Raw genomic sequence first — 14,428 nt, forward strand, 5'->3', positions numbered from 1 at the left:
TCTCCTCAGGCGGCGGGCATTCGTCGTTCGACCAGTTCGGCAAACCAGCTGCATCCCACAGGGATCGCCTCATCGTCGAACACATAGGCCGGGTGATGGCACATGGCCGTGTCGCCATTTCCAAGGAAGATATAGGCGCCAGGGCGTTCTTCCAGCATGTAGGCGAAATCTTCGGACGGCATGATCGGATCGGTGTCGTCGTTCACATCCGGCGAGACGGCGCGGGCAGCCTCCACCGCGTATTGGGTTTCATCCGGCGTATTGATGGTCACGGGATAGCCCGGGGTCCATGTCACTTCTGCCGAGGCGCCATAGGCAGCTGCTACATTTTCCGCCACTTGCCGTACCCAGCCCTCGGCGAGCGCGCGGTATTCCGTGTCGAGCGTGCGCACGGTGCCTTGCAGGCGCGCCTGATGGGCGATCACGTTGGACGCCGTACTGTCGGTCTCAAAGGTTCCCACGGTCAGAACAACCCGTTTTACCGGGTTCACATTACGCGAGACGATCGAATGCAGTGACACGACGATCTGCGAGGCCACCAAGGTGGTGTCGATCGCATCATGAGGCGCGGCAGCATGGCCGCCCTTGCCGGTCACGGTGATCTCGAACTCGTCGGAGGACGCCAGAAGCGCGCCGGGGCGCACCGCGAACTGCCCAACCGGCAGGCCCGGCATATTGTGCAAACCATAAACCTCCTGAATGCCCCAGCGCTCCATCAATCCATCGTCGCACATGGCCTTGCCGCCCGCGCCGCCCTCTTCGGCCGGCTGGAAGATAAGCACGACGGTTCCGTCGAAATTGCGGGTCTCGGACAAGTATTTCGCAGCGCCCAACAGAATGGCGGTGTGGCCGTCATGGCCGCAGGCATGCATTACACCCGGTGTCTTTGACGGATAGTCCACACCCGAGGCCTCGTGGATGGGCAAGGCATCCATATCGGCGCGCAGGCCAATCACCCGTCCAGATGTGTTGGTCTTTCCCTCGATTACCGCGACCACACCGGTGCGGCCAATTCCCGTGGTGATGGCGCTGTCATCAAGGCCGATCTCTTTCAACCGCTCCACCACAAAGGCAGCCGTCTTGTGAACTTCGTAGAGAAGCTCGGGGTTCTCATGCAGATGGCGACGCCACTTGGTGATCTCCTCCTGCATCTCGGCAAAACGATTCTTGACTGGCATCCTGTTCCTCTCGATTGAAACGGTCGCTCTTTGGCGTTCGTGCACTCTCAGGCAATTAAGTTGCCTTCGCAAGTATCTCAAGTCAGCGCGGGTGCCGCCAATTTTCAAACACCCACACCAGCCTTGCGCGCCTTGCGCACAAGCTTTATCTTTCAACAGCTTACGAAACACACATTGGCAGCGACTGAAACCTCAACAGCGGCAAAGTCTCAAAAAAATATTTCTACATGCACGGATTATGATCGAAGGCGTGACCAAGGCAGCCAAAGCTGCACCGCCCTCGAGCCGCTGTGCAGAACCCTCAGGCCGCCAACCGATCAACCAATTGCCGCATGAAGTCGTGACCGGCATTGAACTGTGCCACGGTGATAAATTCGTTGGGCTGATGGGCCTGGGCAATATCGCCAGGGCCACAGATCACGGCGGAATAGCCAGCCTCCTGAAACTGTCCCGCCTCAGTTCCGTAACTGACCACATGGGTGCCATTGTCACCCGTGATAGCCCGGACAAGCGATTCAGCTTCGCCGTCCTGTTCGGGCACCAGTCCGGGGACGTTGAACTTCTTGTCAATCTCGATCCGGGTATCCGGGTGGATGGCTTGCATCTCCGCTTCGATGCGACGCACCTCTGACAGATAGGCAGCCTCCCAATCGGCGGTGTCCTCGCCAGGGACCACGCGGAAATCCATCACGAAGTGGCAGTCTTTTGCCGTAATGTTATGCGCGGTGCCGCCCTCGATCATGCCCACGTGACAGGTGGTATAGGGCGGCGTGAACATGGCCGGGATTTCGCCTGGATCCTGAGCCGCGTTTTCCGAATTGCGATGGTTGGCCCAGTCGATGAGCCGCGCGCCCTGCATGATGGCGCTGACCCCGGTGTGCATCAGCGAGCTGTGCACTTCGAAGCCCACCAAATGCGTATTGTACCCAATGCCGCCCTTATGGCCGGTCACCGCCTTCATCATCGACGGCTCCCCCACGATGACCGCGCTGCCCTTGGGCAGAACCGGCTGCATCGCCTCGATCATTGGCGGTGCCCCGGTGCAGCCGATTTCCTCATCAAAAGACAGCGCCAGCTGCAAGGGACGTTTGACGCCGCGGCGGTGTGCCTCGACCAGCGCCCAGATGGCCAGCGCATCAAAGCCTTTCATGTCGCAACAGCCGCGACCATAGTATTTGCCGTCTCGCTCAACGACGGTGAAGGGATCCGTGTCCCAGGGCTGGCCATCGACCGGAACAACATCGGTATGGCCTGACAGGACCACCGCGCCTTCGACCATCGGCCCCACGTGCGCAAAAACTGCGGCCTTGTGCGGCTGATCGGGATCTGTCCAGCGGTGCGGGGTGATGCCATGGGCAGAGAGATACTCCTCCACCCATTCTACCAAGGGCAGGTTGGTGTCCCGGCTGACCGTCGGGAAAGACACCAGTTTCTCCATCAACTGGAGCGGCGAGAGAACCTCGGTCACGGGATCAATACCCGCTGTCGGTTGTCAGCACGAAGTGGCCAGGTTCCAGTTCCAGGTATTCCGAGGGCTCCGGTGTGTAACCAACCGGATGGATCGGAGAGGGAATCGGTTTGAAGTTCAGGTCCTTCTCGCTCTTGCGCTTGCGCGGGTCGGCAATCGGAACAGCCTTCATCAGCGCCTGTGTGTAAGCGTGGAGCGGATTGGCAAAGACCCGGTCACGCGGGCCAATTTCTACAATACGGCCCAAGTACATCACGCCGACCTGATGGCTAACACGTTCCACAACGGCCATGTCGTGGCTGATGAAGAGGAACGAAAGGCCCAGCTCGGATTGCAGTTCCATCATCAGGTTGAGAACCTGCGCCTGCACCGACACGTCAAGCGCCGACACGGCCTCGTCCGCGACGATCAGTTTCGGGTTCAGAGCCAGGGCGCGGGCAATGGCGATCCGTTGACGCTGACCGCCGGACATTTCATGCGGGAAGCGGCGCATGAAACTGCGCGGCAGATGTACCCGGTCAAACAGTGATGCGACCCGGTCTTGCAGTTCAGACCCGGAAGCGAGCCCATAGTTGCGCATCGGCTCGGCAACCTGGTCCATCAGCTGCATCTGGGGATTGAGCGAGGCAAAGGGATCCTGGAAGATCATCTGCATATCAAGGCGCGCTTTGTGCAGATCTGAGTTGTTCAGATCCAGAATATTGCGCCCCTCGAAATTCACCTCCCCCGACAGCGGCTCAACAAGCCGCAGGATCGACCGGCCCGCCGTGGACTTGCCGCACCCGGATTCGCCCACCAGCGACAGGGTCTGACCCTTGAAAACCTTGAAAGAGACATCCTCCACCGCGTGGACATTCGCTACGGTGCGGCGCAACAGTCCGCCTTTGACCGGGAACCGCGTGGTGAGGTTCTTCACCTCGAGCAGCACCTCATCAGTGCCCTTGATCGGCTCAATCTTCTGACCCTCGACACCCATCAGCTTCATCGGCTCAGGATAGGGCTTGCCTTCCATCTCGCCCAGCTTCGGCACCGCGGCCAAGAGCGCCTTGGTGTAGTCATGCTGCGGGTTCTCGAAAATCTCGGTTACGGGGCCTTCCTCAACCTTGTTGCCCCGGAACATGACAACTACCCGGTCCGCCATCTGCGCCACCACGGCCATGTCATGGGTGATGAACATCACCGCCGTGCCGGTCTCGCGCTTGAGGCGGTCCATCAGGACGAGGATTTCGGCCTGAATGGTCACATCCAGTGCGGTTGTTGGCTCATCCGCAATCAGCAGTCGCGGTTCGCAGGCCATGGCCATCGCAATCACGACCCGCTGACGCATACCGCCCGACAGCTCGTGCGGGTACTGCTTGAGACGGCGCTCTGGCTCGGGAATGCGAACCTGACGCAGCAGTTCGAGCGCGCGCTCTTCAGCTTGTTTCTTGGTCATCCCCTTGTGAATGCGTAGCCCTTCGGTCAGCTGACGGCCCACGGTGAAGACCGGATTGAGCGCAGTCATCGGCTCCTGGAAGATCATGCCGATCTCGTTGCCGCGAATCTGCTTCATCATCTCCTGCTCGGCCTTGGCAAGATCCGTCGTCTCTCCACCACGGCCGTTGAACATCAACTCACCGCCTGCGATTTCGCCGCCCCCGAACTCTACAAGGCGCATGAGAGACAAAGAGGACACCGACTTACCCGATCCGGATTCGCCAACGATACAAACGGTTTCCCCCGGATTGACGTCGAAAGAAACGTTTTCAACGCCGACGACCGGTCCGTCCTTGGTCTGAAATTCGACCCGCAAGCCTTTAATTTGTGCAATTGGTTGGTCCAGCACCCCAGTCGTCCCCTTTTGGCGTTCTATTGCTCACCGCATCGATGGCAGTGTTTCAAGGTCGTGATGTAAGCTGATCGACGAACATTCGTCAAACCCATGAGACCGGTCTGGGGGAATTTTTGGATCCAAAGGCTTGCAATTTCCGCAAACTCTGTTTCGATACGCGCACTGGCCATCAGGGGGCATCAGGGGAATGGGACCAAGCGATAGCTGCTTTGCGGAAACGCAGCGCTGGCTTTTGCGCTCCTCATCCATGCCTCATGGTGGTACGACGAACCATCCGCAGTGATGCGGCAACAGGTCCGGTCCTTAAAGTCCGGCCACATAACACGAAGAGCACCGTTTCTGTGTTCGACAAGGAGAGTGTGAAATGAAAATCAAAACCCTATTGATGGGTGCTATTGCGTCTGCGGCGCTTGCCCCGGCAGCTTTTGCCGAACGCGGCGCAGATGGCCAGGTCAGCATCATTTACTGGCAGGCGCCGTCGATTCTGAACCCGTTCCTGTCGGGTGGTACAAAGGACGTAGAGGCCGCCTCTTTGGTCATTGAGCCGCTCGCCCGCTACGATCCCAACGGTCAGATGGTTCCCTTCCTCGCCGAAGAGATCCCGACGGTTGCTAACGGTGGCGTCAGCGAAGATCTGACCTCCATCACCTGGAAGATCAAATCCGGTCTCACCTGGTCCGATGGCACCCCGTTTACCTCGAAGGATGTGAAATTCACCTATGACTACTGCACCCACCCCGAAGGCGGCTGTGCGCAGGTCACCAAGTTCGAAGGCGTAACCTCGGTCGAAACCCCGGACGATCTGACCGTCAAGGTCACCTTCGAAGGCCCGACCCCCTTCCCCTATGGCCCCTTCGTTGGCGGTGAAAGCCCGATCATCCAGGCTGCTCAGTTCGCCGAGTGCCTGGGTGCAAAAGCGCCCGAGTGCACCGAGGCAAACTTCAACCCGATCGGCACCGGCCCGTTCGTCGTTGACGAATTCAAGCCGAACGACGTGATCACCTTCTCGGCAAACCCGAACTACCGTGACCCGGCGAAGCCTGCCTTCGGCAAGGTCCTGTTCAAGGGTGGTGGTGACGCAACCGCAGCCGGCCGTGCCGTGATGGAAACCGGCGAATTCGACTACGCCTGGAACCTGCAGCTGGCCCCCGATGTGATCGCACAGATGGAAGCAGGCGGCAAAGGCAAGGCCATCGCAGGCTTTGGTCCGCTGGTCGAGCGCCTGATGCTGAACAACACCAACCCCGATCCGGCGCTTGGCCCGGACGAGCGTTCCGTGGTGCGTCCGCACCCCTTCTTGGGCGACCCGGCCGTCTACAAGGCAATGTCCATGGCCATCGACCGGCCCCTGTTGGTGGAAATCGGTTACGGCAAAGCCGGCAAAGTGACCTGTAACTGGGTGCCTGCACCTGCGGTTTACGCGGCCGATATTCCGGGCTGTGAAGTCCAGGACATCGCTGGCGCCAACAAGATGCTGGACGATGCTGGCTACAAGGACACCAACGGTGACGGCGTTCGCGAGACCCCGGACGGCAAGCCAATGAAGATCCTGTACCAGACCTCGACCAACGCCGTGCGTCAGGACTTCCAGGCTCTGATCAAGCAGTGGTGGAGCGAGATCGGCATCGAAACCGAACTGCGCAACATCAACGCATCGGTCTTCTTTGGCGGTGACCCGGGCTCCCCGGATACCTTCCAGAAGTTCTATGCCGACGTTGAAATGTACGCCAACACCTTCAACGGTACCGACCCGCAGTCCTACTTTGGTAACGGCCTGTGCGACAAGGCACCGAGCCCCGCGTCCCAGTGGCAGGGTGAGAACATCTCCCGCTTCTGCGACGAGGAGTTCGACGCGCTGCACGCTGAGCTGACCAAGACCGCGGACGCTGCCAAGCGCGCCGAAATCGGCCAGCAGCTGAACACGATGATCTTCGAAAAAGGCGGCATGATCCCGCTGGTTCACCGTGGTCGTCTGTCCGGTCAGGCAAACTCCCTCGGTGGTCACGTCCTGAACGTCTGGGACAGCGAACTCTGGGATATCGCTGACTGGTACCGCATCAAGTAAGCGACCTTAGGTCCCTTGAGGCCCCGGTTCAGCGCCGGGGCCTCTTGCCATTTCCGTCCTGATCCGCTTTAGCGCGCCGGACAAATGGAGCATAGGCGGACCTTCCGCCGCTCTGCCCTGACACAAACGAAAATCCAAAGGCGCCTCACTGATGCTGACCTTTACAATCAGGCGACTGATCCTGTCAGTCCCGACGTTGCTGTTCATCAGCCTCGTTATCTTTATGCTGCTGGAGCTCGCCCCGGGCGACCCCATGGCACAGGTCCCCCTGACCGTTCCCCCTGAAGTCAAAGAAAAAATGCGCCAGGCGCTTGGTCTGGGCGAGCCTGCCTACATCCGGTTCTGGAAATGGCTTGTGCAGTTCTTCTGGATCGAGCCGCAGGTCATGATCGACCATTACTTTGGCACCAGTTTCTCCCAAGGCGATCTGCGCGTGATCTCATGGCAGACTCGCTCGCCGGTGATGGACATCGTGATCCAGCGTATGCCTCAGACCCTGTGGGTTGTCGGCACCGCATATGTGGTCGCCATCCTGATCGCCCTGCCTATCGGCATCTACTCCGCCTATCGCCAGTACAGCTGGTTCGACCAGATGGGCACATTCGTATCCATGGTTGGCTTTTCGGTGCCGCCGTTCTTCTCGGGTGTTTTGGTCATCGTGATCTTCTCGGTCCAACTTGGCTGGTTCCCCTCGATCTATGACACCACATTGGTGGTCGACAGCTGGGACAGCTTTGTCAAACAGCTGCAACAGATGATCATGCCAGTTATGGTGCTTGCCCTGCAGATCACCGCGCAGCTCAGCCGTTTCATGCGCGCCTCGATGCTGGACAACCTCAATCAGGACTACGTGCGCACCGCCCGCGCCAAGGGTCTCAGCGAGTATGTTGTCGTGATGGTTCACGTTCTGCGCAACTCGATGATCCCCGTGGTAACTGTCATTGCGCTTGGCATCCCGTCGATATTTGGCGGCGCAATCATCACAGAGCAGGTGTTCAAGGTGAACGGCATCGGCCAGCTTCTGATTGGCGCCATTCAGGCCAACGACCTGCCCATGGTGCAAACCCTGACCTTTATCTTTGCCGTGCTTATCGTGCTGTTCAATCTGATCGCCGATGTGCTTTACGGCATTCTTGACCCGAGGATTCGCTATGACTGATGCAGCCAAAGATAAGGCCGTACAGCACTCCAGCGTGCAGCAAGAATCCGACAAGCCCGCTCGTAGTCAGTGGCGCGACATCTGGGATCAGTTCAAATCCCACCGTGGTGCCCTGTTCGGCGGCTGTATGTTCCTGTTCATCTGTCTTGGCGTGATCGTGGGTCCCTTCGTCTACTGGAACGATGCGCAATTCGTTCCAACCGGGCGCGACTTCATCAAGCTGCGCGACATGCGCCCGATCTATCACATGCTGTGGGATCCCTCGGCCAAGATGGACTGGGCCTACCCTCTTGGCACCGACAATCTGGGCCGCGACACCCTCGCACGTCTGATGTTCGGTGGTCGCGTGTCTCTGGCGGTTGGCATGGCCGCGATGATCCTAGCCTTGCTGCTGGGCTCGCTCGTTGGCGTGATCGCAGGCTATTTCAAAAAGCTCGACGGCCTTTTGATGCGTCTGACTGACCTGTTCCTGGCCCTGCCCCTCTTGCCGATGATCCTGGTAGCCGCGGTTCTCTTCCGCGAAGCCCTGTCCAAAAGCATCGGCCCCGAGGGCGGCGTTTTCGTTCTGATCGTCTGCCTGATCGGCATCACCTCCTGGATGCCCACCGCGCGGATCGTGCGGGGCGATGTGCTGGCCATCAAGGAGCGCGAGTTCGTTCTGGCAGCTCGCTCCATCGGCACCACACCGCGCAGCATCATCACGCGCCACATCCTGCCAAACGTGCTGTCGCCCATCATGGTCTCGGCAACTCTGGGGATCGCAACCGCGATCATCACGGAATCGGCGCTGTCGTTCCTTGGTTTCGGCTTCCCGCCGGACTTCCCCACCTGGGGACGCCTCCTGAACGACGCGGTGGACCGCATGACGCTCTTCCCTGAGCGCGTTCTCTGGCCCGGCATCCTGATCTCGCTGACTGTTCTGAGCGTCAACTATCTTGGCGACGGCCTGCGCGATGCGCTGGATCCGCGAATCCGCGGACGTTAAGCGGGCCTAACCGGGCGAAACGCTTCCAACGTCCGCACATATTCAAATAAAAACATAACCTCCGGCCGCCCCAGTTGGACGGCCGGTTTGTTTTTCCAGCATTCCCCCGCCAGAACCTCCGTACCAGACCCCCATCTCGAAACGGGAAAGCTTCCCGCACACACACGCAAAAATCGCAGACCTTCCCCTTGTCCGGTCGGCTAATTCCCGCCATTTCGGGAAAAAGTTCCGATTTACCGATGGAGAACGTCATGTTCGAAACACTTGGTTTTGAAGAGACCACGGCCCGCGAGGCATCTGTTCTCTTCGCGCTTGGCATTGGTCTTGTCTTTGGCGTGCTGGCGCAGCTCACCAGCTTCTGCCTGCGCCGCACCATCACCGGCAGCGACCGCAGCCAGGCGGCCGGCGTCTGGGCGCTGGCCCTGGCGGTTGCAGTCCTTGGCACCCAAGGCGCCGTCTCACAGGGCTGGATCAGCTTTGAGGATCACCGTCTGCTGGCCGCTGATTTGCCGGTTCTGGCTGTTGTCACCGGAGGGCTGATGTTCGGCGCGGGCATGATCCTCACGCGCGGCTGTGTCTCCCGACTGATGGTGCTGAGCGGCACCGGCAACCTGCGCGCGCTTCTGGTGATTGCCGTCTTTGCCATCACCGCCCATGCCACCCTTAAAGGAATTCTGGCGCCGCTGCGCACAAGCCTAGGTTCGGTCACCCTTCCCCTGGGCGAAACGGCTTCTCTGGCGGCGCTGCCGGGCGGAGGCCTCGTCTGGGCCGCCCTGATTGCCATTGCCGCGCTGGTGGTCGCCCTGCGGTCTGGCAATCGCATCCCGGCCCTTGCGGGGGCAGCTGTCATCGGCCTCTTGGTGCCGCTGGCCTGGGTCGGCACAGGCTATGTTCTCTATGATGAATTCGACCCCATCGCGATGGAGAGCCTCTCGTTCACCGCGCCGTCAGCCGATTCGCTGTTCTACGTGGTCGCCTCAAGCGCCGTGTCCGGCAGCTTTGGAACCGGTCTTGTGGGCGGTGTGCTGGTCGGTGCACTGATCGCTGCGCTGATGACAGGCCGGTTCCAGTGGCAGAGCTTTGAAAGCCCTGCGCAAACCGGTCGCTACCTCTTCGGGGCAGTTCTGATGGGCGTCGGCGGTGTTCTGGCCGGAGGCTGCACCGTAGGCGCAGGCCTTGCAGGCGTTCCGACCCTTGGTGTGGCCGCCATTCTGGCGCTTGCCGCGATCATCCTCGGCGGCATCGCCACCCATGCTGCGCTCAATGCAGTTTCTTCCGGATCCGCCGCACAGCGAGCCACACCAGCGCCACAACCGGCAGAGTGATCAGCCCAGTCATCATCCCCTTGCTGAGCCCCACGGGCCCGGCGAGGGGATAGAGCGCGTAGGAGGCAAGGGAGACCGCGTAGTAGCTGATCGCAACAACGGACAGTCCCTCGACCGTGTGTTGCAGGCGCAAAGCGGTATCCGCCCGCCGGTCCATGCTCTCCAGCAGCGCCTGGTTCTGCGCGCTGCGCTCCACATCCACCCGGGTCCGAAGCAACTCCCCTGCTCTACGCGCCCGATCCGCCAGCGTCACCAGGCGTTTTTCGGTGGATTTCACCGTTCGCATCGCCGGCTCATACCGGCGCAGCATGAACTCTGAAAAGGTTTGGTAGCCCTCGAGCCGCTCTTCCCGCAACAGCTTGATCCGCTGGTTCACCAAGGCCTCATAGGCCCCGGTTGCGCCAAACCGAAAGGCGGCACGTGCCGCCATTGCTTCCAACTCGGCGGACACGGTCAGCAGATGCGACAGGGTCTGCTCTGCCGGCACGCTGCTGCCGGTCATTTCAACCATGATCTCGCTAAGATGCGTGTCAAGGTTGCCAATAGTCGGCGTAAGACTGCGCGCGCGGGAGAACCCCAGCATCGACATCGCACGATAGGTTTCGATCTCGCAGAGCCGTTGAATAATGCGTCCGATACGGCGGCTGCCGGTTTCCCGGTTCACAAAGGCAACAAAGCGCATATGCCCAGCCGGATCGATACGGAAATCCCCGGCGACAACCGCATTGTCATCCAGAACCCGCGACACAGCCATGCTCTCGGGGACAAGCCAGTCCTGCAGAATGGATTTGATAGCGGAGGTTTGCGGCCGTTCAAGAACCCGTACCATCAGGGAGGTGATCCGCTGCCCCGGTGCCTGCTCCAGCCAGTCCGCAGGGAATACCTCGAAATCCACGGGGTCAAAGGGGCGTTCGCTGACCCCATCGCTGTACAGGGTGTAGCTCACGAATTCGGTGTGCTGCTCCCACTTGAGCATGTGACGGCCCAGCTTGGCTGCGTGATGGGTGGCGCCCGGCTTGGGATGCGGCGCGCCGTGCCGATCAAGGAGATCCACAAGATGCGCAATGTCCAGGCTCCGGTCCCGATGCACCGCCTCCTCGGGCTGTTTGATCGCCAGGTAAACGACGGTACTGGGACAGGTCATTGTCGGGAAGGGCCGGGCGTGCAACTCATTGGCGAGCTGATAGCGCAACGGGTGATCCTGGATCGGGGGCATTGCGAGGCTCCTCTGCGGGTAGGCTGACCATAGACGAGGCGACACCCCCTGTAAAGAAGCGCATTAATTCAATAGCTTACAGGAATACAACGGCATACAGTTGCCGTACAACGGGCTATGACGAAAAAAGGCGCCCACGAAGGAGCGCCTTTTCAATCCGTTCTACCCTCAGGCAGATCAGTTGATTTTGGTCAGAAGGTCGTCCAGCGACTTCTTGGCATCGCCGTAGAACATGCGCGTGTTTTCCTTGTAGAACAGCGGGTTCTCGATGCCGGAATAGCCGGTGCCCTGACCGCGTTTGGAGACGAATACCTGCTTTGCCTTCCAGCATTCCAGAACCGGCATGCCGGCGATGGGGCTGTTCGGGTCTTCCTGTGCAGCAGGGTTCACAATGTCGTTGGAGCCAATGACGATGGCCACATCGGTATCCGGGAAATCCTCGTTGATCTCGTCCATTTCCAGAACGATGTCATAAGGCACCTTGGCCTCGGCCAGAAGCACGTTCATGTGCCCCGGCAGTCGGCCCGCAACAGGGTGGATCGCAAAACGAACCTCTTTGCCCTTAGCACGCAAACGGCGCGTCAGCTCTGCCACGTTGGACTGAGCCTGTGCAACAGCCATGCCGTAGCCCGGGATGATGATGATGCTGTCAGCCTCATCCAGCGCCTGTGCGACGCCGTCGGCGTCGATCGCGACCTGTTCGCCCTCGACCTCCATTGCCGGACCCGAAGTGCCACCAAAGCCGCCGAGGATCACTGAGATGAAAGAGCGATTCATCGCCTTACACATGATGTAAGAGAGGATCGCACCCGAAGAACCAACCAGCGCACCCACAACGATCAAAAGGTCATTACCAAGGGAGAAGCCGATCGCAGCGGCCGCCCAGCCCGAGTAGGAGTTCAGCATCGAGACAACCACCGGCATGTCGGCGCCGCCGATGCCCATGATCAGATGGTAGCCAATGAACAGCGCAGCCACGGTCAGGATCAGCAGCGGCAGAACCGAACCGGAGGAGAGGTACCAGATCAGGCACAGGAACGAGAGACCCGCCGCTCCTGCATTGAGCGCATGACCGCCCGGCAGCTTGGTCGCAGCCGATGTCACCCGGCCTGACAGCTTACCATAAGCAATCACCGACCCGGTAAAGGTCACAGCCCCGATCCAGATACCCAGCGAGGCTTCGACGCGCAGGATATTGATCTCGACCGCGTCCTTTTTGGCAAGAAGCGCAGCAAAACCTTCAAGCGACTTTTTCGCAGCCTCGTCCATGGCCAGAACATTGCCCAGTTCGAAATGTGCGTTGAAGCCCACGAAAACCGCGGCAAGACCGACCAGCGCATGCATGCCAGCCACAAGCTCTGGCATCTGGGTCATTTCGACCTTGCTTGCCAGTTGATAGCCGATCAGACCACCAGCAGCGATCAGCACCAGCGACAACAGCCAGAAGCCGGAGCCCGGCCCGATTAGCGTTGCGAAGACCGCAATTGCCATGCCGACAATGCCATACCAGACTGCGCGCTTTGCGCTTTCCTGCCCTGAAAGGCCGCCCAGCGAAAGGATGAAGAGCACAGCCGCGACCACATAGGCCGCTGTCGTAAATCCGTATTCCATCTACCTGTACTCCTTAGGATTTCTGGAACATGGCGAGCATGCGCCGTGTCACAAGGAAGCCGCCGAAAATATTGATCCCAGCCATGAAGACCGAGAGTGCCGCCAGCAGGATCACCAGGAAAGACCCAGAACCGATCTGCATCAGCGCACCCAGGATGATGATCGACGAGATCGCATTGGTCACAGCCATCAGCGGTGTGTGCAGGCTGTGCGCCACGCCCCAGATCACCTGGAAGCCAACAAAGACCGCCAGCACGAAGACGATGAAGTGCTGCATGAAACTGGCCGGAGCGACAAGACCCACGCCCAAGAGCAGCGCTGCGCCGACGGCCAGCAAGGTCACCTGTTGCTTGGTCTGCGCTTTGAACGCGGCGATCTCTTGCGCGCGCTTTTCCTCTGGCGTCAGTTCTTTGGGCGCCTCCGGTTTCTTCTGCGCTGCAATCGCCTGAACCTTTGGCGGCGGCGGTGGGAAGGTGATTTCCTTCTCGAAGGTGACGGTCGCCCCACGGATCACATCATCTTCCATGTTGTGCACGATCTGACCGTCCTTTTCGGGGGTCAGGTCGGTCATCATGTGACGGATGTTGGTGGCATAAAGGGTCGAAGACTGCGCCGCCATCCGGCTGGGGAAGTCGGTGTAGCCGATGATGGTCACGCCGTTGTCGGTGACGACCTTCTCGTCCATCACGGTGCCTTCGACGTTGCCGCCTTTTTCGGCTGCAAGGTCCACGATCACCGAGCCCGGCTTCATCGCCGCAACCATGTCCTCAAGCCACAGCTTGGGCGCTTCGCGGTTGGGGATCAGCGCGGTGGTGATCACGATATCCACTTCGGGCGCCAGCTCGCGGAACTTGGCCAACTGCGCTTCGCGGAACTCAGGGCTGGAAACAGAAGCGTAACCGCCAGTCGCCGCACCGTCCTGCTGTTCCTCTTCAAAGTCGAGATAGACGAACTCGGCGCCCATGGATTCGACCTGCTCGGCCACTTCGGGACGTACGTCAAATGCGTAGGTCACAGCGCCAAGGCTGGTGGAGGCACCAATGGCGGCCAGACCGGCAACGCCCGCGCCCACGACCAGAACCTTCGCCGGGGGCACCTTGCCCGCAGCAGTGATCTGACCGGTGAAGAAACGGCCAAAGTTGTTGCCCGCCTCGATCACGGCACGGTAGCCGGCGATGTTCGCCATCGAGGACAGCGCGTCCATCTTCTGCGCGCGGCTGATGCGCGGCACCATTTCCATGGCGATGACATTGGCACCCTTGGAACGGGCCAGTTCCAGGCCCTCTTCGTTGGCGCCCGGATTGAAGAAGGAGATCAGCGTCTTGCCCGCTGTCATCCGCTTCAGCTCGGTCTCGGTCGGGATGCGGACCTTGGCGACGATGTCGCAGGCCTTCCACAGAGCGGCCGGCGTCTTGATGATCTCGACCCCGGCCTCCTCGTAGGCGGCATCGCTGAAACCGGCCAGCTGACCTGCGCCGCTTTCGATGGCGCAGTCATAGCCCAGCTTCTGCAGCTGCCTGGCGGAGTCCGGCGTCATCGCGACGCGCGCCTCGCCCTTCATTACTTCTTTTGGTGTACCTATTTTCACCT

General features: G+C 60.1%; 10 protein-coding genes. 4 read left to right on the forward strand and 6 right to left on the reverse strand.

The features are described from left to right. Positions 1-5 precede the first annotated feature (5 nt). The 3 genes from INS80_RS18925 to INS80_RS18935 all read right to left on the reverse strand — a co-directional run bounded on the left by INS80_RS18925 (position 6) and on the right by INS80_RS18935 (position 4,471). A complete protein-coding gene (locus INS80_RS18925; protein WP_192967105.1) occupies positions 6-1,178 on the reverse strand; it encodes a M20 aminoacylase family protein in 1,173 nt (390 codons plus the stop codon). 301 nt (positions 1,179-1,479) lie between these two features. Further along, the gene (argE, locus tag INS80_RS18930; protein WP_192967106.1) at positions 1,480-2,646 is read right to left on the reverse strand and encodes an acetylornithine deacetylase; all 1,167 of its coding nucleotides are present in this window, start codon (positions 2,644-2,646) and stop codon (positions 1,480-1,482) included. A gap of 4 nt (positions 2,647-2,650) precedes the next feature. Then, a complete protein-coding gene (locus INS80_RS18935) occupies positions 2,651-4,471 on the reverse strand; it encodes an ABC transporter ATP-binding protein (protein WP_192967107.1) in 1,821 nt (606 codons plus the stop codon). 370 nt (positions 4,472-4,841) lie between these two features. On the opposite strand from INS80_RS18935, the gene INS80_RS18940 reads away from it, so the two are divergent. The 4 genes from INS80_RS18940 to INS80_RS18955 all read left to right on the forward strand — a co-directional run bounded on the left by INS80_RS18940 (position 4,842) and on the right by INS80_RS18955 (position 10,011). Beyond that, the gene (locus INS80_RS18940; RefSeq protein WP_192967108.1) at positions 4,842-6,542 is read left to right on the forward strand and encodes a peptide ABC transporter substrate-binding protein; all 1,701 of its coding nucleotides are present in this window, start codon (positions 4,842-4,844) and stop codon (positions 6,540-6,542) included. Positions 6,543-6,693: 151 nt separating this feature from the next. Beyond that, positions 6,694-7,701, forward strand: a complete 1,008-nt coding sequence (locus tag INS80_RS18945) for an ABC transporter permease (RefSeq protein WP_192967109.1) — start codon at positions 6,694-6,696, stop codon at positions 7,699-7,701. After that, entirely contained in the window at positions 7,694-8,686 is a 993-nt protein-coding gene (locus INS80_RS18950; protein WP_192967110.1) for an ABC transporter permease, read from the forward strand. The genes INS80_RS18945 and INS80_RS18950 overlap by 8 nt, the downstream gene beginning before the upstream one ends. A gap of 251 nt (positions 8,687-8,937) precedes the next feature. Next, positions 8,938-10,011, forward strand: coding sequence for a YeeE/YedE family protein (locus INS80_RS18955; RefSeq protein ID WP_192967111.1), 1,074 nt, complete (start codon positions 8,938-8,940; stop codon positions 10,009-10,011). On the opposite strand, the gene INS80_RS18960 is transcribed toward INS80_RS18955, so the two are convergent. The 3 genes from INS80_RS18960 to INS80_RS18970 all read right to left on the reverse strand — a co-directional run bounded on the left by INS80_RS18960 (position 9,947) and on the right by INS80_RS18970 (position 14,426). Further along, positions 9,947-11,227, reverse strand: coding sequence for a DUF3422 family protein (locus INS80_RS18960; protein WP_192967112.1), 1,281 nt, complete (start codon positions 11,225-11,227; stop codon positions 9,947-9,949). The two genes, INS80_RS18955 and INS80_RS18960, sit on opposite strands and share 65 nt — an antisense overlap. Positions 11,228-11,404: 177 nt before the next feature. Continuing rightward, positions 11,405-12,838, reverse strand: a complete 1,434-nt coding sequence (locus tag INS80_RS18965; protein WP_192967113.1) for an NAD(P)(+) transhydrogenase (Re/Si-specific) subunit beta — start codon at positions 12,836-12,838, stop codon at positions 11,405-11,407. Positions 12,839-12,851: 13 nt separating this feature from the next. Then, positions 12,852-14,426 (reverse strand): Re/Si-specific NAD(P)(+) transhydrogenase subunit alpha, encoded by a 1,575-nt coding sequence (locus INS80_RS18970; protein WP_192967114.1) that lies wholly within the window; start codon positions 14,424-14,426, stop codon positions 12,852-12,854. Between the last annotated feature and the right edge of the window lie 2 nt (positions 14,427-14,428).

The organism is Phycobacter azelaicus, from assembly GCF_014884385.1.
GTDB lineage: Bacteria > Pseudomonadota > Alphaproteobacteria > Rhodobacterales > Rhodobacteraceae > Phycobacter > Phycobacter azelaicus.